Annotated in this window: 15 protein-coding genes; 3 read left to right on the top strand and 12 right to left on the bottom strand. The window is 46.3% G+C overall.

What is annotated here, in order from left to right:
* Positions 1–3: 3 nt before the first annotated feature.
* From recD to recC, 3 genes are read right to left on the bottom strand one after another with little or no spacing between them, the layout of a single operon-like run.
* The gene (gene recD, locus V1358_RS01900) at positions 4–1,839 is read right to left on the bottom strand and encodes an exodeoxyribonuclease V subunit alpha (RefSeq protein WP_347392409.1); all 1,836 of its coding nucleotides are present in this window, start codon (positions 1,837–1,839) and stop codon (positions 4–6) included.
* On the bottom strand, positions 1,832–5,410 hold the full coding sequence (gene recB, locus V1358_RS01905; RefSeq protein WP_347392410.1) for an exodeoxyribonuclease V subunit beta: 3,579 nt from the start codon (positions 5,408–5,410) through the stop codon (positions 1,832–1,834). Before recB ends, recD begins: the two co-directional genes overlap by 8 nt.
* The gene (gene recC / locus V1358_RS01910) at positions 5,397–8,660 is read right to left on the bottom strand and encodes an exodeoxyribonuclease V subunit gamma (RefSeq protein WP_347392690.1); all 3,264 of its coding nucleotides are present in this window, start codon (positions 8,658–8,660) and stop codon (positions 5,397–5,399) included. Before recC ends, recB begins: the two co-directional genes overlap by 14 nt.
* 254 nt (positions 8,661–8,914) lie before the next feature.
* Between recC and V1358_RS01915 the strand changes: the two genes are divergently transcribed.
* Positions 8,915–9,463, top strand: coding sequence for a DUF6795 domain-containing protein (locus V1358_RS01915; protein WP_347392411.1), 549 nt, complete (start codon positions 8,915–8,917; stop codon positions 9,461–9,463).
* Positions 9,464–9,579: 116 nt separating this feature from the next.
* Here the strand turns inward: V1358_RS01915 and V1358_RS01920 are convergent, their stop codons facing one another.
* Complete coding sequence (locus tag V1358_RS01920; protein WP_347392412.1) at positions 9,580–11,367, bottom strand: choice-of-anchor I family protein; 1,788 nt, start codon at positions 11,365–11,367, stop codon at positions 9,580–9,582.
* Positions 11,368–11,506: 139 nt separating this feature from the next.
* Complete coding sequence (locus tag V1358_RS01925) at positions 11,507–12,550, bottom strand: alkene reductase (RefSeq protein ID WP_347392413.1); 1,044 nt, start codon at positions 12,548–12,550, stop codon at positions 11,507–11,509.
* Between the two features lie 132 nt (positions 12,551–12,682).
* Between V1358_RS01925 and V1358_RS01930 the strand changes: the two genes are divergently transcribed.
* Positions 12,683–13,267 (top strand): TetR/AcrR family transcriptional regulator, encoded by a 585-nt coding sequence (locus V1358_RS01930; protein ID WP_347389231.1) that lies wholly within the window; start codon positions 12,683–12,685, stop codon positions 13,265–13,267.
* 148 nt (positions 13,268–13,415) lie between these two features.
* Complete coding sequence (locus V1358_RS01935) at positions 13,416–14,309, top strand: patatin-like phospholipase family protein (RefSeq protein ID WP_347392414.1); 894 nt, start codon at positions 13,416–13,418, stop codon at positions 14,307–14,309.
* 35 nt (positions 14,310–14,344) lie between these two features.
* Here V1358_RS01935 and V1358_RS01940 read toward each other — a convergent pair whose 3' ends face one another.
* The 7 genes from V1358_RS01940 to V1358_RS01970 all read right to left on the bottom strand — a co-directional run bounded on the left by V1358_RS01940 (position 14,345) and on the right by V1358_RS01970 (position 21,576).
* Positions 14,345–16,756 (bottom strand): HD domain-containing phosphohydrolase, encoded by a 2,412-nt coding sequence (locus tag V1358_RS01940; RefSeq protein ID WP_347392415.1) that lies wholly within the window; start codon positions 16,754–16,756, stop codon positions 14,345–14,347.
* Between the two features lie 231 nt (positions 16,757–16,987).
* The gene (locus tag V1358_RS01945) at positions 16,988–17,347 is read right to left on the bottom strand and encodes a group I truncated hemoglobin (RefSeq protein WP_347392416.1); all 360 of its coding nucleotides are present in this window, start codon (positions 17,345–17,347) and stop codon (positions 16,988–16,990) included.
* Between the two features lie 150 nt (positions 17,348–17,497).
* Complete coding sequence (locus tag V1358_RS01950; protein WP_347392417.1) at positions 17,498–18,193, bottom strand: aspartate/glutamate racemase family protein; 696 nt, start codon at positions 18,191–18,193, stop codon at positions 17,498–17,500.
* A 74-nt stretch (positions 18,194–18,267) separates the two neighbouring features.
* Complete coding sequence (gene lepB, locus V1358_RS01955) at positions 18,268–18,945, bottom strand: signal peptidase I (RefSeq protein ID WP_347392418.1); 678 nt, start codon at positions 18,943–18,945, stop codon at positions 18,268–18,270.
* Positions 18,946–19,016: 71 nt separating this feature from the next.
* Positions 19,017–20,210 carry an organoarsenical effux MFS transporter ArsJ gene (arsJ, locus tag V1358_RS01960; RefSeq protein ID WP_347392419.1) on the bottom strand — a complete coding sequence of 398 codons (1,194 nt, stop codon included), beginning with the start codon at positions 20,208–20,210 and terminating at the stop codon, positions 19,017–19,019.
* An 11-nt stretch (positions 20,211–20,221) separates the two neighbouring features.
* Positions 20,222–21,226: an ArsJ-associated glyceraldehyde-3-phosphate dehydrogenase gene (locus V1358_RS01965; RefSeq protein ID WP_347392420.1), complete on the bottom strand. Its 1,005-nt coding sequence runs from the start codon at positions 21,224–21,226 to the stop codon at positions 20,222–20,224.
* Positions 21,227–21,237: 11 nt separating this feature from the next.
* Positions 21,238–21,576 carry an ArsR/SmtB family transcription factor gene (locus V1358_RS01970; RefSeq protein ID WP_347389223.1) on the bottom strand — a complete coding sequence of 113 codons (339 nt, stop codon included), beginning with the start codon at positions 21,574–21,576 and terminating at the stop codon, positions 21,238–21,240.
* Positions 21,577–21,586 lie beyond the last annotated feature (10 nt).

The raw sequence follows: 21,586 nt of genomic DNA on the forward strand, positions 1-21,586 counted from the left end.
CGATTACTCCACTGCTAACAGACGTTCATACAGGCCCGACGCCCTGCTGATAGGTTGCCCAATCGCATAGTTCAGGGTGCGCCAATCACAAATAATTTCAATATGCTTTTTCGCGCGCGTAATACCTGTATAAACCAGTTGCCTATTGAGATTATGACCACCGCGGCCAAGCGGCGGCAACACCATAGCTGTGTGCGCAAACTCGGAGCCCTGTGATTTGTGAATAGTCATCGCATAGACTTTGTCGAACTGGGGCAACCGCCCGGGATAGAACGCACGCACATCACCTTCACTACCGACGAACATAGCCTTTAACGCCCCCTGTTCATCGGCCATAATAATGCCAATATCGCCGTTAAATAAGCGTAGTTGGTAATCATTCTGGGCCACCATAATCGGCATGCCGACATAGAATTTGTTGGCAATATCAATCAAGCCCAATTGTGATAGCCGATATTCGATACGCTGATTTAACTGAGTCACACCAAATGGGCCATCGCGCAACGCACCCAACAACTGGTATTGCGCAAACGCCTGGTGAACTGCCAAGGCATCCTCACCTTGGTTTACCAACTCAAGGTAGTGTTTATATTGCTGCGCTGCGCGGTCAATCAACGCAGTGTAAAAGCCTTCATCCAAATTGAAATAACTGACATCGTCGAGCTGTTCATTGAGTAAAGCCTGCACTTGGGCGTTTTCACCTCGGTTAACCGCAAAGGCGATACGACCGATGCCACTGCCACCAGCAAAACGGTAACTGTGTTGCAAGAAAGCGACATTATCGCGCAACACATAACTGTTGTGCTGGCCACTGTGATAGCGATGTTCAGAGCACAGGGCATGTAAACGATGCGCCCACGCATCGCTGTAATGTGGCAAGTCACCGAGCTCACATTGGCTGCATAAGTCCGCCATGATATTTCCAGTGTCGACTGAACTTAGTTGGTCTTTATCGCCCAGTAACACTAGCCGAGTGTGTGGCGCTAGCGCATCCACAAGTTTCGCCATCAAGCTGATATCTATCATCGACGCTTCATCGACCACCACTAAGTCAGCATGCACCGGATTATTAGCGTGATGTTTGAATTTATTGGTGTATGGAATCGTGCCTAATAACCGATGTAGCGTTTGTGCTTGCTCTGGAATAAGCGCGAGGATTTCGGCTGCAGTTTGCGGCAGGCTTTGTTTGGCACTGATGATTGACTCACTGAGTCTCGCTGCCGCTTTGCCTGTTGGCGCTACCAGCTCTATGTGCAATGGCGCATTGGCATACAAAGATTGCAATATCGCGAGTAGTCGCGTAACTGTGGTCGTTTTGCCGGTTCCCGGCCCCCCAGTGATCACACTGAACTTATGCGTTGCTGCTGTAGCGCATGCCACTTTTTGCCAATTAGGCTGCTTGGCCTGCTCTGGTACCACATCAAAGTAGTGTTGCAACAAGGCTGTGAGCTTGTCATCGTCAATCTGAAGTGGGGCTCGAGTTAAAGCGGTGAATCGTGTTGCTAGATTGGCTTCATAGTCATCATATCGGGCCAGATACAAGCGATTATCGACAAGCCGCACGGGATTTTCGTTGCCAATACAAGGCAATTGGGCAAGTGTATCTGACAGACAAAATGCCGGAGAAAATACTGCAACCTCGCCCAGACGAGGGTCTAACGCAAATGGATTATGCCAATCAACAGTATCAAAATCCAAGCAGGTGTGCTGCGAGTTCATCGCCTTTAACAATAGAAGGATGAGGTAAAAGCCATCGCTGTCTGTGTCGCCAACCAATAATTTTGCCAGCTCTGTATCCACCGTACGCACTTTACCTTGTGCTAATAAAACATCAATCATGGCTGTGCGCTCCTTGGGCAAACAAACTGTCGATTGCCTCTATTTGGGCAACAGTAAATGCCCGTTGGTACACGCCTTGGTGGTCGCCCATCGCCCGTAAGAAGGTGTAAACCATTGATCCTAAATGTAGCTCTGGGTCGTAATTTGGCATACGCGATTGCAACAAGCGATGTAACGCCACCATGTAAATAGCCCCTTGCACGTGGTAGCTGTGGGAATTCATCGCATGGGTAAGTGCTTCGTGTGAATAGTCAGCTGCGGTATCTCCCAAGAAATTCGACTTGTAATCGAGTACGTAGTAACGCCCTTGATAACAAAAAATCAAATCAATAAAGCCCTTTAATACGCCTTTCACGCGCTCAAAATCGAGGCCAAAATCATAGCCAAAGAGGGTTAACATTGCATGGTTAAAGCTCGTTGCATCGAGCTCATCAACAGGAATGTGGAATTCCATTTCGACTAAACAGTCACTATCTGCCAATGAGCCTAAACTCATACCCGAGTCATCCAGTGGGCAATTAACGATGTCCTGCATCCATTTCATCAACAGTGGGCACCACTTTTCATCCAACGCGTACTTATTGAGACTCTGGGTGATAACCTCTTCCAAATGCTGTAATGCGGTTGCGTCTTGCTCTGCAACGCCGCGAAACGATATTTGCTCCAAAATATCGTGCAAACAACTACCCGGACCAGGGCCCTTGGGAAACTCATAACTGTTCAACGCTGGCTCTTGCTCTGACAAAGACACACTGAGGTATTGTTCAACTCTGTGGTCCTCATCATCAGCGCCGCTGATACTAAAACTTGCGCTGTCATGGTGTTTGTAGCTCAGAGCACTGAAACTCGTGGCCCGCCAATTACGCTCTATATGCGCCTGATTAATAGCCACCACCCGATTGGGTTGCTCCAAGCTAACTAGTTCAACATCAGAGTTTGGGCACGATTGTGCATGGACCACACGAATCGCGGGGTGACCCGCAAATTGCTGTTGTAAACGCGCATAGTACCCCGAGTTTTGCTGCTCCCCGTCAAGGCCAAAAAGCAAATACCCAAGTGCGGATTGCTGCATACTGGATTTGCCACGCTGGCCGATTGAATACAAACCAACAGAGCAATGATAAATGGGCCTCGTCAGTGCTACATAAAGCAAACGCAAATCCTCAGCAAGACGCTCGCGCTCTGCTGCAATCATGTTTTCATCACTTTGCTGTAAGTCTAGATAGAGCTTGCCGTCTTTGTGAAAATACGCCAGTGACGTTGCCCTAAAACTTAGCGCAAATGGCATAAAAACAATAGGATATTCCAATCCTTTGGACGCATGCATAGTGACGATTTGTACCAAATGAGCGTCTGTTTCCAAACGCAGCTGGGCGCTGTCGGAATCACCGCTGTCTGACGCCAATTGCTGGTGGAAATAGGTGAGTAAACGTGTGGTGCCATCAAGTTCTATTTGCTTGTGTTGAAGAATTTCACACAAGTGACGATAGTCTGTCAGCGCGCGTTCCACATCCCATCCTAGGCTGCGCCACAATTGTGGCAGGTTATTTTGCCACATCAACTGCTCTAGCATCGCCAAGGCGCCATCGCTGTACCACAGCTTGCGTAACAGAGCGAACTCGTTGAGTAGTGCTTGCCATGCCTGCTGATCGTCACCCAAGGCGAGGATTTGCCCCGCAGAATAGTTAAAAAATGGCCCTCGCAGCATGCCGCGTAACAGGCGCTCATCGTACGGGCCATGCAACACCGACAGTAGACGATACAAGTGCGCCGCGATGGGTTGTTTAAAAACACTGTCTCGCGCAAGGTACACACTGGCTACTCCAGCTTCACTGAGTGCACGTTTCATCAGCGCGGCTTCGTTTCTGTCACGCACTAACACACAAAAATCACCGGCACTTGGGCAACTCTCACCCAGCGTCAAACGCCCTTGTTGCGCCATTGCCAATAAGTAATGAATTTTTGTGGCAAATGTTTGCGCTAAGCCTTTATGACCCAACTCTTTTGACAACACCTCTTCATCATCGCCAAACCACATTAATTCCATGGCATTGAGCGACTCGCCATCAAGACATAGATGCTCGTCTTTACCCTGCGCATCAACATCTATAAATGGAATTTGATCATTAAAAATGAAGCTTTTGGGGTGTGATTGAAACAGCGTATTAACGCTCTGTACCAAGTCTTTACTTGAGCGGTAGTTTTTCCCTAAGGTGTACAGCTGCTCATTGGCCAATTGGCTTTTAGCGTCAATGTAGGTAAAAATATCCGCACCGCGAAAGCCATAAATCGCCTGTTTCGGGTCACCAATCATAGTTAACCCTGAAAACTCCCCTGGTTTATCGCCATACAAGGTATTAAAGATGCCATATTGGATTGGGTCTGTGTCTTGGAACTCATCAATCATAGCAACCGGAAATTGGCTGCGAATTTGCCCACACAACACACCTTGCTCATCGTACTCGAGAGCCTGATACAAACCTTTGAGTAGATCATCTGGACTGATAATCGCTTGGCGCTTTTTGTTGCTGTCAATATGAGCCCGGACACGGATTAATGCCAAATGCAAAATAACGTGAGCCAGTCTAGCCCCCAAAGACTCACTGAGAGTGGCCAAGTGCTCGAAACGAGCCATTAATGGATGGCTAAAAAGTACACCATTTTTCTTATAAATGCTGGGATCATTTAAACTCCCTGATGTCCAAAGTGAGAATGAATGCCCTGCACTTCCGAGTTTTAACACCGCCGCATCAGACTCACAAAAAGCCTGTAATCCAGCGACATTGGCTTTGTGTTTAGGTTTCGCGTTACCCTTGATATCACTGGCCAATAGCTCAGTGAAAAAATCCCCCTCGCGCAATTGCCGTTTGAATTCTGGCAGCGCATCAAAGTATTCTTGTTGCTGTGTCCAAAGTAAAGCTAGTTCAGCTTCGGGGTCGTTGATTGGCGGTTCGATGGCTAACTGCTCACGATTAATCAGTGGCGTTAAGGTTTTTAGCAAACTAAATGGCGAAGCATAGTGAGCCAATACCGCTTGCGCTTGAGATGGCTGTAATGGATAGACAAACTGACGCCAAAAATCGAAGACTGCTTGCTCATGCAACTGACGCTCATCAAGCGTAAATTGCAAATTGAACGCCATGTTGGACTCAAACGCATGCTGTTTAAGCATCCGCTGACAAAATCCGTGAATGGTAAAAATGGCGCTGTCATCAAGAGATTTAGCGGCAACATCAAGCAAGTGATAGGCATGCTCTGGTTCGCTAATTTGCGACAATAAATCCTTGATCAACTGATCTTTGGTAGGCTCACCCAGTAACGTATCTTTTGCCGCAGTAATTCGTGCGCGAACTCGATCCTTAATTTCACTGGTTGCGGCTTCAGTAAAGGTCACAACCAATATTTGTTCTACGCTCAGTGGTTCCCCTTGACTGCCATCTTGGTGCTGATACAAACCCAAAAGATAACGTAAATATAATCCCGTAATGGTGTATGTTTTACCTGTACCAGCACTGGCTTCGATTAGCTGTTGACCCGCTAAAGGCAGAGTTAAAGGCTCAAGAATCTGCATATTTTAGCTCCTTTGCGTGCTGGGCAATCGGCTGCAACAACTGGGTAGCCCAATCACAAAACTCCTGCTCGCAGGCAAACAGCTCGGTATAATCTGCGGTGATGTATGGGTCTATTCGCTCTGGCACTCCGATATAAGGACTGCCAACAAATTTCAAATTCGCTTTGCTCATGTCTTGTGTCTGTATCCATTCCCACGCGCTGATAGGGAAAAATGCCACACAATGTTGGTTTGCTTGTTTAAACAAACGTAACCAAGGTTCTAATAAGGTATGTGCCGAGGCTTGCTCCAAAGGCTCAAAACTCACTTGCTCGTCGAGCCCCATCACATAGGTGGTCACGTGGTAGCCCATCAGTTGTGCAAATAAGTGTTTAATAAACCCTAAAATTCTGTCTTTTGGTTTGATACTGGCACTGCGATAAAACACCTGCTGGTTGGCGTATATGTTATTAAGCCAACCTTGGATATGAACCCCTTCAATAGTGGTATCCACTTCAACCAAGGTTGGTTGTTCACTGCCTATGCGCATGGCTACTTGTTGGGCCAAAGGAGTAACGCGACTTTTTAATTGTGCCAAGGTTAAAGGCGCCATCACACCTTGAGGCAGCACACCGCGTTGATACAAGGCCTCATCGTCAATATGCTGCTCTTGAATGTGCATTTGCAATAACTCATCTAGCAATTGATAACGGGCCAGCGGCTCAACATCAAAATGTTCATTGTCATCGCTGAGCTCACCCACTTCTTCAATTTTCACAGCAAGCACATTTTGATAGAAATATTGCTGCGCTCTGACAGCACAATTTAGCACAGCATTTAATTCCACAGATTGCGGCATATCAGCTTCATATACAGGTTGTTGTGCACCTTTACTTTGTTCGGATCCATTTGCCAAGGCCCAAATTGGGTTGAAGCTTTGCCACTTGCCCCCGTCATCATAATACGCAGGGTGAAATGGTTGTAGATGATGTAAATCGCTAAAGTGTTCGCTCGGTGGTGTTTGCACCCCATCAACCGTGAAGCAGCGATCTATGTATTCACACAATTCACTCACCAATACCGAGGGCACACGCTCGCTGTTGTCACGACTCGAACGACCAATGTAACTGAGATACACACTGTCTCTGGCACTCAATAAGGCTTCTAAGAACAAATAGCGGTCGTCTAACCTGCGCGAGCGATCCCCCTTACGACGCTTGCTGTAAGGCACTAGATCAAAGCCAATGGGCTGAACATTACGCGGGTAATCTGCGTCATTCAAACCTAGAATACATACTTTTTTAAATGGCACCGCGCGCATTGGCATCAGTGTACAAAAATTAATTTGCCCCATAAGGAAGCGCTGGCCTACGCCTTTATCTTCAACTCCCTGTTGCAACAGATTGGCGAATACGCGTTGTGAAATTTCCCCTCGATAATCGCCATTGTCGTGATGTTTAACGATATTAGTAAGCAGTCTATCGATAAGAGCTAAATCATTGGTGTTCAGAGCGTTACTGGCAAATACTGTATCCACTACTGCGCGCATAACCTCAACCTTGTGAGCGAGAGTTGCATTGTTCGCAAGCTCAGTTCTGGCGTTGATTAGTGCCTGTATAAAGGTCAGTAACTTACTCAATATATCAGAGGCCATCCCCTCGACTGCATCTGCGGGATAAATACCTGCAAAGGGTTGCTCTGTCGTCGCGATACCAAGCAACAAACGTTTTAAACCCAACTCCCAGGTATTCAATTCCAGTGTCGGCAAATTAAACTGTGCTTTGTGCGTACCGTCGATTCCCCATTTAACACCCACACTTTGTAGCCACACTCGGCATTGCTCTAACTCGTTATCAGTTAATGCAAAATTTTCTCTAATAGCCTCAATGTGGAGTAAATCCATCAGTTCACTCAAGCCAAAGCGACTAAATGGCAAATGCGCCAGCGCTAACAAGGCGTTCAACAAAGGGCGCTCTTGGGCAATAGATAAGTCAGCGATAGCATAAGGAATGTAACGGGCCCCTTTGGCTCCTCCAAACACAGCTTCAATAAACGCGCTGTACTGGCCCACATCAGGCATCATCACGATAACGTCTTTAGGTGTGAGGTTGGGGTCATTGGCAAACTCACGAAGCAAATGATCATGCAAGCATTCGACTTCACGTAGCTGGGTGTGGCAATTTGTGATGCGCAGTGAGTTATCGTCTTCTAATAAGACGATTTTCCCTTCATCACTGACAAACCAGCTAGGGTCCTGTGCCAAGCTTTGTCCTTTGAAGGCTAAGTTATACACTTCTTGTTGTAAGTGTCCGAGCAAATTAGCACTGAAGTCAGCATCGAAGCTATCGAGCCATTTACCATCAAGCTCAATAAGCTGCTCAAGGTAGTCGCGTCCAAGCTTGCCCCAAGATGCCAATAACGGATTGCCTACAATATAGTAATGCTCACTGCTAAGCGCCGCATCAAGTTGCGGCTTAACACGGTATCGGCTGTTAATCTTGGCGAGGGTTTTTTCATCGACCAAATCCCCCCAGTAATGCTCACTGGGATTAAATAAGAAAATGATCACTTGGGTGTGCTCTGCGAGCGCATCAATAATTTCTAGTTGCGTTTGCGCCAACGCGGAGATACCAAACAGACATATACGTGGCGGTAACTTCACCCTCCCTTGTACTAGTGCATCTAATAACGCTTGGTGCATATTGGCGCGGTGATACGGGCTTTGTTGCAGTGCTTCTACTCGCGCCACCAACGAACGCCATAAATCGGGCTGCCAAGGAGCGTGAGAAATATCAACTTCATCGAGAACATCTTGGCCCTGCTGCCACGTGGCAAGCCACTGAGGACGATACATTAAATAATGGTCGAATACGTCGGCTATTTTCTCACATAAGGCAAAGCGCTTGGCGCCATCTTCATCATATTCCAAATAGGTACTAAGAGCCTGATAATGTTCATCATTCAACTTAGTTGGCAATAGCTCATAGAGTTTCCACGCCATGTTGGGCTTATTGAATGCCGACTCTTCTGGCACGTCTGGCAGAGACTGTTGATATAAAGACCAAATGAAACTAGAAGGCAGAGGAAAATCTATTTGCGCGCACACCCCCAGCGTTTTCGTGAGTTCTAGCTTAAGCCACTGCGACATACCTGGCGAATGCACTAGAACCAGCTCTTTTGCAAAGATGTCATCGCTGCTGGGCGTTGCTAATAAGGCGCACAATTGTGCACTGAGGAATTCCATGCGATTAGATTGAATGATATGCAGCATGCGAAATTGGCGACGTGAATAATAAAAACCCAGTGTACGCAATTTTTATTCTATACTCTAGGTTACTGTTTACTAAGGCAGAACAGACACTTGTTAAGTGCGTAAAAGCTGAACACTTGTCTACTCATTGAGTTATGTCGTTATCACTTAGCGCCAAATAATTGCTGTTTTATTCAACCGCATTTATTTGCAATACCACTATAACTGACGTAACTTTCACACTTTCATGGATGAAAAACTACAAGGTCACAAGGATGCGCGCTACCGTTTTTAGCCTTTTTGCCGCTGCGGCACTCACCACTTTAGTTCTATTCTTTAGTAATTCCGATTCCTCTCGCCCGTTGTTCCCTGATCTCTTGGTGCAGGGACAAACGTTAAGTCCAGCCATCAATGGTCGTGTTGTTGTTGGAGACATTAGTCTAGCTAATGTACAGATCACTCGCACCTTGTCTATCGGTCAGCAAAAATTTGTGTCGCAAGTAGTCACGGATGCAAATGGCCAATTTAGCTTTCAGGAAATGACGTCTAAAGAGCCTCTTTTGGGCGAGAGCACTAACAGGTTATGGCAAGACATCAGTTTGTCCTATGACGGCAACGACTATGTGCTGTGGTACACGGCTATTGACCATGAAATGGACAACTTCATCGTCAGAGACGCACTGTCTTCACTCGCATGCAACCTAGAGTCCAGCGAAAACGAATTCAATATTAGTGATAAACGCCGCCCCGGCTTACCCGTGAGTGTTTATTCAATTTGCGACATTGCATTGACGCAAAAAAAAGCCACTCAAATGAGTGGCTAAAATCAGGGTTGTCTAATCAGAAATAAAAGCAACAAATGTTCATTACTTGTGTTTAGATTAGACTCCTTGCATTGCAATTTAATGACAGTCGTCATCAAAATTACGCGCGGCAACTGTTATTTCAGATTGACTTGCCAAACACTGACTGAACCAGAAATTTCATTGCCCACGATAAGTAAAGGCTGGCCATTTGGGCTCTTGTCAGCAGCAACAAATTTCATTCCTTCTGGCGCTAAGTCGCCAGTGATTTCAGCGCCTTCAACCACGCCACGGTTATACGCATAGTTTTTGAATTTAACGTCGAATGGGTTTGTTATGTCGTACACCATAATGCCGCTCATTCGCTCTAAGCCAATAAACGCATAAGTACGCCCTTCAATTTGCCCGATAGCAAGAGCTTCAGGTTCAGCACCTTTAGCGTCAGAGCGTGTGTCCCCTTCATTCTCATCTTCATTATTGTTGAATGACTGACCGTGGATTGCTGCCGTGATTCGACCAACATCATCGCCAGAGTCGAACACTAGATCGGTGTTCGCGTCCCAAATTGAAAATGAGCGAGCACCGTATGCATAAAGCTCTTCATAGCGACCATCGTTGTTGATGTCACCGCGCTCAGTGCTGACGATTAACCGGCCAATGTCATCATCGTCATTGTTTACGTAAGAGAAGTTATCAGCTAAATCTAAATCTTCTGCACGAGACTCATCAATGTAGGCCAAACAACCATCATCTTCGTCGTATTCTAAGCCGCCCTCAGCTAAACAGCTTGCTTCATCTGAGCTATCGAAGAAATATTCGCGCCCATCACCTTCGTTCGCAGAGACAACGAAGTTTGCGCCTTGCCATTGATAGGTAGCAATCGTATCTGGTTGATACATCCCGTATAGACCCGGATACTTTTTAAAATTAATACCGCCATCTTTATCAGACGCATCAAGCATTAAATTTGACCAATCTTTAAAACCCAAAGCGCGAACTTCCACGCTTAAGTCGGTCAGATCAACCACCGCAAGAGCATTATTTTCCTGTAATGATACATAAGCCGTTTTGCTATCAGCACTAATAGCCACGTATTCAGGCTCTAGATCCATCGCCACTGTGGTGTCGATAAGCTGACCTTTAATAGTGCGGCCAGCTGGATTGGCGAACATCACCCCCTGCTCAGCGAGTTGCGCTTGCTCATCATTGAATTGACTAAAGCTTATTGAAGATGATGTCGAGGCAGGCTCAGCATCCACGATTGCTATTACCGAAATAGAACCTTCAGGGTCAACACTGTAATCCCCAGCTGGTTCGCCTTCATTGGCAACCACAACCTTGCTACCATCGGGGGTAAAGGTAACCATGTCGGGTAAGTAACCCACTTCTACATTGCGTTTAAATACGGGCTCAGCACCACTGATGTCGTAAAAGGCAATATGGCCTTTTACGCCGGTATCACCAGCCATAGCGACTGCTAGTAATTGATTGGTTTCATCGATAGCAATGCTATTTGCATCCCCTGGGGTATTAGCGGAAACATCCAAGGTCATAGTGATAGCGAGGTTGGTGGCGGAGATCACCCCTTCATTGTCAGGTGCCAGTGCTGCGGTATCAAAGTGATCTGCAGAAATAATCTCTACAGTGGCGTTATCACCAGAGCTATTGATGGCATAGATTTGTTTAGTGCGATGATGAAATGCAACTATTTCCGCCGCACCTTCAGGTGACTCAACATTGAGTACAGAGCGACCGATAAGCGTAAGTTCGACATCACCGGAGATCACTTCACCTTGCTCGCCTTGCCCACCTTGCGGCCCTTGTTCTCCTTGAGGGCCTTGCTGACCGATCGCGCCATCATCACCATCAAGTGAACAGCCACCCAGTACACCTGCTAGTGCTAGCGCTAATATTGTTTTTTTCATGACCTTTCTCATTGTTTTTTGTAATAGAAAGGCATTAGTTAAGCGCCTGTAGATGACAGGAGTATTGCTTTGAAATGAAAGGAAGATGACGTTTGTATGGCAAGAAAAAGCCCAACTCACCGGTTGGGCTAAATGAATACTAGTAAAGCTCTTGAAGCATCTCATCACTGTATGGCGTGAGCGCTTCACCTTTTTTCACTTTTGCGACCAAATCTGGATTGGCAATAAATGGGCGACCTATGGCAATAAGATCAAACGCTTCTTCTGAGATAGCTTGCGCTCCTTGCTCTGGCGTATAACTGCCCACTCCGACAAGGTTACCCTGATAATGCTTGCGCAAATACGCTGACGCTTTACCACCTAGGTAATCAAACGTCATTGAATCGTCAAAGATGCCTAAATGCACATACGCAAGCGAGCGTTTATTCAACTCAGCTAATAAATAATCAAATGTTTCAGTGTCTTGCTCATCCCCTGCATCTAAGAGGAAGTATGCCCCTGGCGATACGCGAATGGCCGTGCGACCAGCACCTATACGATCGGTGATTGCATCGAGTACTTCTAATGCAAAGCGAGCTCGGTTTTGCGCACTGCCACCGTATATATCATCACGTTGGTTAGCGCTATGGTGTAAGAATTGGTCAATCAGATAACCGTTTGCGCCGTGGATTTCGACACCGTCGAAGCCCGCTTCAAGCGCGTTTTCAGCTGCCTTTGCGTAATCCTCCACAAGCTGCGCTATCTCTTCTAGGCTCAGTGCGCGAGGTGTTTGATACGTTAATTCACGCATACGTGGCACCGTGCCTTCAATGCCAATAGCACTGGCACCAATTACTTCACCACCGAAGAAATGAGGATGAGCTACGCGACCGACATGCCATAGCTGGCAAAAGATCTTGCCACCTTTTTCATGTACCGCATCAGTTACCTTGCGCCAACCTTGAATCTGTTGAGCAGTAAAAATACCTGGCACATTTGGATACCCTTGCGCGTCCGCACGGATAATGGTCGCTTCACTGATGATTAGGCCAGCCTCTGCACGGCGGGCATAGTAATCAACCATCGCTTGAGTGGGTACCAAACCTTCCCCCGCCATACAACGAGTTAATGGTGCCATTAAAATACGATTGTTTAGTTCAATGTCCGCAGACAGAGTATAAGGCTGAAGTAGAATATCTTGCATTTTGACTCACTCTCAGTTGTGTATCGTCATTGTGTGCAGCCAAATTAAATCTTTTTGAACGCTCATTCAAGTAAAATAAATAAATTAATGATACTATCTTATGCATCTTTATTATCATCTGTACTTTTTGTCATGCGTAGTGCCGAATTCGACCGTTCTGAAGTTCTCCAAAATGCAATGCAAACCTTTATGGAACAGGGTTATGCAAAAGCCAGTATGCAAAAGCTTACTAAGGCAACGGGCCTTCATCCAGGGTCAATATATTGTGCTTTTGGCAGTAAAAAAGGACTCTTTTTAGAAGCGGTCAATCACTACCATGAACAAAAACGCATGGCTTTCTCGCAGCTATTTACCACAGACAAACCTGTGCTCGCGAGTTTGTCGCTGTTTATTGATAATACAGTGCAAGAATGCATGCAAAACACCTGTGCCAAGGTATGTTTGCTCACCCGTTCGTTAAATGAAATTGAAGGGCAAGATCCTGAGATAGCGAATGTCCTTGCTGACAACTTAAAGCAGCTCGAAAACGCACTAGCGAAGCAAATCGAAAAGGCGCAACAGCAAGGTGAAGCTATTCTCCCCGATAACGCGTTGTCACTGGCGCGGTTCTTTACAATGGGCATTTACGGCATGCGCACCTACGCCTTTACTCACCCAAACAAGGCCATCTTAGAAGAAATGGGCAAACAATTACTCAGATCGATTACCACTGATTAACTTGTATTTTTACTGATTGGCCCCCACTGTTTATAAAGTGAGGTGCTAGTTTGCGACCCAAAGCGACGAGATGACCGCCTCTTGATTTAGCGTTTATTCACCCACGCTATGTCACTCTTCATAACAACTATATCGAGAAGAGGTCTACATGGAACGATTTGAAAAATCTGCGCTCATAGCCGAAGGTGGCGGCCAAAAAGGCATTTTCACCGCTGGAGTCTTGGATGCTTTTTTAGCTCAAAAATTTACCCCTTTTGATCTCAAAGTCGGTGTCTCCGCCGGTGCACAAAATCTCGCAGCCTATTGCGCCCGAGCCCAACAATACGCACAAACTGCGATTGCTGAATTAACCACAGAGCAACAATTCTTTCGTCCCGCCAGATTTTTCACCGGTGGCAATGTCATCGACTTAGACTGGTATTTTCATCAGGTCGAACACAACGGCAAGGTGCGGTTTCCAACTGAACCTAGGCTGTTGACTCCAGATAGTAATTTCTTCGCCGTGGCGAGCCACTATGATTCGTTCGAAGCCCGCTATCTGCATACTTGGCACGAAAATATGTTTACCCATTTGAAAGCCTCTAGTGCTATTCCATTTCTCTACAAGCCCGGAGTCGATATCAATGGAGATGGCATGATGGATGGGGGTGTTGCCGACCCAATCCCCGTTAAATGGGCGCATCAACGAGGTGCAAACACTATTTGGGTAATTCGTACCGTGCAAGAAGATGACGATGGCAAGATGCCTGTACTTGAGCGATTGAAACCAATCATGAGCCGTATTAATCAGTCGCCACGGATGTTTAGCATGTACCACCATTATCAACAACGCTACGCTGACGCTGTTTCATTCATGAACGCGCCGCCAGAAGGTGTGAACATAGTTCAAATCGCGCCTGATAGGCCTTTGGAGTCAATGGTGCTTGGATCAACAGCGGAAAACTTAGCAAAAGATTATGCTCTGGGGTACCAGCTAGGGACTAAAGCGGTTGAGCAATGGCGCGACAAAAACAGGCAACTCGATACGGCCATGGCCAACTGAGTAGTCAAGCGCCCTGGGTGGGCGCTGCGATAGTTCTACAAGCCAGCTAAAATCTGGTCTTTATCTACCTCGTCCCATTGGCTGGGGTCTAAAAATTCTTGCGCATACTGTTGATAAACTCCTTCACTGATAAAAAGTTTAAACAAGTCTTTATCGAGATGTTTATCAAGCACCATAAAACGCATGATTTTTAACGACTCAGACAAAGTTTTCGCGCTTTTATAAGGCCTATCCGATGCAGTTAGCGCCTCGAACACATCGGCCAATGCCATGATCCGCGCGGGCATAGACAATTGCGATTCATCAAGTCCACGCGGGTAACCTGTGCCGTCGAGTTTCTCATGGTGCGCACCGGCATACTCAGGCACGCGAGACAATTCCGGTGGCAGTGGTAGCGTTTCTAACATCTTGATCGTTGATGAGATGTGCTCTTGGATAATGTATCTGTCTTCTTCTGTGAGTGTGCCTCTGCCAATGGATAAGTTGTAAACTTCACCTAGATTTTGCTCAACCTCAGGGGCGGTCATGGTAAAACCAAAGCCCTCAAAACGGCTGGTGCTATTTTCACGGATGCGGATATGTTCTGGCTTATCCGCTAACACATGCTCAACTCGCGGGACACTAGGCTCTGAAGCGGTAGCCATTTTACTGAGAGTTTGATTCTCCATCGGCGAGAGTCCCAACCTATCATCCAGATAGCGCATCCAAGTTTGTTCGGCAATGGATTTTAGTCGTGCTAGATGTGCATCAGACATAAATTCGCCACCGACATTACAGGCTGCCACAAATGCAAAGTCATCACGTATCTGCGCTTGCTCTTGCGCTAAAACTTGATGTAAATCCTGTTGCTTGTGAGGCGCGTCTAAGCACCCTTGCAAACAGCGTATCTCGGCATCGCGCAGCAATACTTCAAAGCGCATACGTATCTCGTGAATACGATTATATATCGCTTCTAACTTGGTGCCTTTGTCTACAATATGCTCCGGTGTCGTGATTTTGCCACAATCATGCAACCACGCAGCTATTTTAAACTCTCGCCATTGCTCTTCAGTATCAAACTTAATGCTTTTAAATACCGGATCTCTGCTTTGTTGCGCCGCTTGCGCCAGTGTAATCGCTATTTTGGGCACTCGCTCGCAATGCCCTCCTGTGTAAGGCGACTTATCATCGATCGCTTGAGCAATGAGCTTAATGAAAGAGTCCAATAAATCCTTCTGGGCTTGTTGATAATCGCAAATTGATGTCGACATACTCACCAAAGATGCGGACAAATCATTAATCTCAACAATGCGGCTTTTGATATGTTTGACCGATTGATATTGACGCTTTTGCACCCGAACATTCTGCTTTGCTAATTCGCGCATCGGATTAACGATTAGACGTCCGCTGACTAATACTACAGGCAACATAAGCAGTGCCACTAAGATACTGACGCCTACCGCAACTAAGGAACGCTCCGTGTAAGGAGCTAACACCTCCGAGCGCGAAACTGCCAAGCCAATGAATTCATTGCTGTTACTGTTGGCGGTCATCTTGAGCGGCTCAATAAAGGCGAAATAATCTTGTCCGGCGATTTTCACCTCTAATAAAGACTGGAATTTGCTGGGATCATTAGCCAAATCCATGAGTACTTGATGAGGCGCAGTGCGTTCGTGATCTTTGCCGCCGTGTTGCGCCAACAACAAACCGTTGCTATTAAAAATAATTGCGCGCGAGGTCAGTGGGTAATGATTGTTTACCAAAAGCTGGTCAAGGGAAGACAACAGCATACTCGCACCCACCACCACATTGTCATCAAGACCTAAAGTAAAGCTAAAGCCTGTAAGCTCGACCATCGACAATTGGTACGGCGCTGATGAGGTAACCGCTTGCAGCTTCGCAGATGTGAACCACGGCCGCGTATTCACTTCGAAGCCCGTGCCATTAACCTGGGAGCGAGTAACATTTAGTGCGTTGTCCAAATAATCACGTTTTTGAATACGCCCACCGTCGTGCACAGTGATGTAGTTAACCACCCAACGTTCATTTTCTTTGGCCTGCCATGCTTGGCGCACACCGGCAGTTGCATCTAAATTGGATACTTCGATATAAGCGCCGTCGCGATGACCAGCAAATAATGAGAACAGATGATCATTTGTGTTCATACGTTCGGTGAAGTGAGACACCACCACGTCGTGGGGCTGTTCATTAATCGCCTTAACTATGGTGGCGTCATATTTAAGACTCTTGACGAGACTTGTACCCATACGCTCCATATGTTCGATTTTTTCTTTACTACGATGGGCTATGTGAATGAATTGGTCATTAGCCGCTTGGCGGGCGTGTTTAACGTCAAAATAATAACCTGTGGCGATGGTTGCAAAAGCTACAAACAACACCACAAAGACAAATAAAGAAACGATCGTGAAGCGTATGCTAAAACGCTCTGGCATCAGATTAGACTGCATCCCTATAATTCCCCACTCCTACTTACCAGCGCATAACAACGCGTAAGCTAGATTACCCAAATTAATCTGTACCATTGGCGCGCAGATTAATGACTCCTTGTTACTGATCCCACCCTAAAAGTGACCGCTTGTTTCAGTACTCCACAAGTTAATTTATCAGTATTTATATTGGGACACCATCATTGGGACACCTTCTTTGTTATTGAGGCGCATCTGAATCAACTAAGCGACCTACACACCGACAACATCCGGTCGTAAATTGTAAAAGATATAAAGCACTTCAGCCTTTTCTGCATCACCAATACCATTGTTGCTCAGTGCTTGCATCACATCATCAACTGCTGCCATATATTCATTATCCGCAATATTCATGCTTTGGTGAGCGCTGCGCATATCTGGCCCTGTGTAAACCTGCGGGCCACCGCTGCCAGCAATAAAAAATGTGGCTACTGATTCTTTCAATGCACTAACGTCACTTTGCGCAAAACGAGCACTGATCACAGGGTTGACTCTGTGCAAGTCAACAACATCATTCGCTATATTACGAATGCCCTGCTCACCACCTAAACGTTCAAATAAACTGGTGTCCATAGGGATACACCTCTTTGGCCTATCGTTCACTAAGAATAGACCAAATACAGCGGTTAACCGTGTGGAGTTATCCATTGAGTGTGCAGGCTTACGAGCTGAGCCTAACCATCAGTATCTCGCTCTGTTACGTCGATAATATTTATCAACACATCAAAGCGACAATGCAAAGTCAACCGCCGCTTGCGCGTGGATATAGGTGGTATCGAATAGCTTCACATCTGTATCAGCTTGTTGCACTAATAGGCCTATCTCAGTGCAACCAAGAATGATGCCCTGCGCGCCATCAAACACCAATTCATTAATAATTCTTAGATAGGCTGCTTTGGAATCTGGGTGCACGTGCCCATGGCACAACTGCGAATAAATCACCTCGTGCACTAATTGTCGATGAGCGGGATCCGGAATAATCACGTCAATACCATGCTTATCAATCAGGCGTTGGCGATAAAAGTCTTGTTCCATCGTAAACGCCGTCCCTAACAGCCCTACTCGGTTGATATTTTGCTTTTTGAGCTCATGCGCCAACGCATCGGCAATATGAATAAGGGGGATACCGAGTTGCGATTGCACCTGAGGCGCTACCTTATGCATGGTATTGGTGGCAATGATAATGCAATCAGCCCCAGCGCGCTCTAAGCTTTGACCGGCTTGTGCTAATTGGTGCCCTAACAAATCCCATTGACCATCATGTTGTAGTTGTTCTATTGGTCCGAAATCGACACTATAAAGCAGCATTTCTGCGCTGTGCAAACCACCCAGTTTGGCATTGACTCCCTCGTTGATAGCTCGGTAATAGGTTTGTGTACTTTGCCAGCTCATACCACCAATCACGCCAATTTTTTTCATGATGTTCCCTTTTGTCCTTTCCTGTTCAGTTGTGTGTCGATACAAACACACAACTGTTGCCCTGCATTCAACAATTAATAGAGATTTAGCGCAAAACGCTCACGCTTAGGTAGATAATAATTGTCGTAATCCAACGAAAATGCCACCCGATCCGCCTTGCCGCGTAATTCAGCACGAGGTACTAATCCATAGAACCTTGAGTCCGCACTGTTTCTGCGGTTGTCACCCATCACAAGATAATAGTCATCGGGGATTGTTACAGAAGTTAGGTTGCCGTGTGTACTCGGCCTAGCTTTATCAATTCGAATAGTGTGTTGTAATTCGCCCAAGTATTCTGTGAATAGGACTTCTGAGTCTGTTTCTTTGGTTATTAGGTATTTTTGCGGCTGTCCGTTGATGTACAACACTTCATTGCGCATGGCGATTGTGTCCCCCGGTAAGCCAACGATGCGTTTAATCAAACGCTCATGTGCAGCGTTTGACTCAAAAACAACGATGTCTCCGCGACTCGGCTCTTCCATACGCGCAATGACTAAATCGCTAAATGGCACACGGAGGTCATAGGCCATCTTATTGACTGTCACCCTGTCACCGATTTCTATCGTCGGCAGCATCGAGCCTGAAGGTACGGTGTACCAGTCAGCAAACGAGCTTCGGATAGTTAAAATACACGTGATGGTGAGGAGCAAACCCCAGTTGTTTTTAATGATAGTATTCAAGTTGCGTAGTAGCTTAGATATTGATGGTGTCATAATCCCTCCTTTTGCTTCTAAGAGCGCGAAAAGGAGGAAAAGTTTATGTTTAAATGTAACGAGTTATGTGCTTAATCACGCAGACCGCGAGACACCGACCAGGTCGCTACTTGCATGCACAATGCACATACCAAACACGCCAGCAAGCCACTTTGTTGATACAGCCAGCCCGATAATACAGTGCCTATCAAACGTCCACTGGCATTAGCCATGTAATAAAAGCCAACATCCAAAGAAACACTTTCTCTATCGGCAAGTTTGACGACTAGATAGCTGTGCAAAGACGAATTAATTGCAAATACGGCCCCAAACAACAACAAACCAATTACCAGTATCCATGTTTGCATGGGTACTGAGTTGCCAAACACCCAATACACTGCAACGATAAGAGCTGTGGTAAGTGCCAACAGCGCACTTAAGCGCACTGCTTGCGCGAATACGTCACTGTTTTTTAACCCCAAACGTGGCGCTAAACTTTGTACCACACCATAGCCAATGATCCAGACCGCCATAAAGGTGCCGACTTCGCCATGCTGCCAACCTAGTTGAGAAATAAAAAACACGGGTAAGGCGACGACAAACCACACATCGCGAGAAGCAAATAACAATAATCGTGCCGCAGATAAACGATTAAGCGCCGCGCTTTTAGAGAACATATCTTTGAATTTAGGTTTGTATTTGGTTCGCCCTAAATCTTCTTGTAGCAATAAAGAGCTCAATAAAAACCCAGTGCCAACAAGCAGAACTAACGCCGTAATCGCACCTTTAAAACTCATCAGCGCAAGCAGTGCGCCACCGAGGAAATAGCCTATCCCTTTTAGGGCATTTTTCGAACCGGTAAGTATGGCAATCCACGAATACAGACGCCCTTGCTGGTGCTCGCTCACGACCATTTTAATAGCGCTTTTGGCACTCATTTTATTGAGATCTTTGGCAATACCACTAAGCGCTTGGGCGGCCATCACCCACGCAACACTGAGCATGGACTCGTCCACCAGCAGCATAGATAAAGCCCCCACTTGCAACAGCATCCCTAATTGCATAGTGCGATTGAGTCCCAACCGAGCCCCCAACCATCCACCGACAAGGTTGGTAACGACACCAAAGAACTCGTAAAACAAGAACAGCATGGCAATAGCAAGTGGTGTGTACCCTAACTGGTAGAAGTACAGCACCACTAGCATTCTCAGTGCACCATCACTGAGCGTAAATGCCCAATAATTACCTGTTATGACTGCATACTGCTGCATTGGCGATGATGCCATGGGAACTATCCTCAAAGACCGACTGCTACTTTACGTACCAGCTCCGCGCTGCGATTTGCATAGCCCCATTCGTTGTCATACCACAGATACATTTTTGCTTGTGTGCCATTAACTACCATGGTTGATAATGCATCAACCACACTTGAACGAGGATCTGTACGATAATCAATTGATACTAGTGGCTTTTCCTCATAACCCAAGATGCCTTCCAATTCGCCCTGAGCCGCTTCTTTAAACCAGTCATTGAGTTCTTTTTCTGTGGTAGCTCGATTTAGTTCAAATACACAATCTGTGATTGAGGCATTCGCCAAAGGTACACGCACAGCGTGGCCATTCAACTTGCCTTTTAATTCTGGAAAAATATGAGTAATCGCAGTGGCTGAACCCGTAGTAGTTGGGATCAGACTCATGCCACAAGCGCGTGCACGGCGTAAGTCTTTATGCGGCGCATCCAAAATAGTTTGTGTATTAGTAATGTCATGGATGGTGGTCATCGACCCGTGTTTAATGCCGATTTTGTCCTGCAATACTTTCACCACAGGTGCTAAGCAGTTGGTAGTGCATGACGCTGCGGTAACAATGTCATGCTGCTCAGAATCATACAGTGCGTCATTCACGCCCATGACAATGTTCAACACCCCCTCTTCTTTTACAGGCGCGGACACCACAACTTTTTTAACACCCTGTGCTAAGTATTGCTCCAGTAATGAACGATGCTTCATTACACCAGACGCTTCAATGACGATATCGCAAGCAGACCAGTCCGTATCATTGATCCCTTTGTTTTGCGAGCAGCTAATTGATTGACCATTAATTACCATGCTCTGTGCGTGAGTACTCGGAGCGTGATGCCAACGACCGTGAACCGAATCAAACTCCAACAAGTGTGCAAGCGTGTTGGCATCACCTGCAGGGTCATTGATGTGCACTATCTCAAACTCAGGCCAATCAAACGCAGCACGCATTATTAGGCGCCCCATACGGCCAAAGCCATTAATACCGACTTTAATAGTCATTATCTTTCTCCTTAGTTACAGCATGACGCTTGTCGGCTTGGCCGTGCGCCCATTGCATTCAATCGAGTTAAAGCCTGCTCCATCAAATCTGCGTTGTGAGTGAGCGTGGTTGAAATTATGTTGGTTTGCCATGATGGCAGTTGATCATTGAGCGAGTAAAACACCCATTGTTTGTGTTTTCGGGTGCTGAGCAAAGAGTAGTCTTTTAGCAAGGCCAAGTGACGAGATATTTTAGGCTGGCTCAATTCGAGCGCGCTCACAAGCTCGCACACACATAGCTCGCGCTCATGCATTATGAGTAAACAAATTTGCAGTCTGGTGTCATCGCCTAAAGCTTTGAAAATATCCACGCACATTACA

Origin of the sequence: Pseudoalteromonas pernae, assembly GCF_039831865.1 — a bacterium.
GTDB classification, from domain to species: domain Bacteria; phylum Pseudomonadota; class Gammaproteobacteria; order Enterobacterales; family Alteromonadaceae; genus Pseudoalteromonas; species Pseudoalteromonas pernae.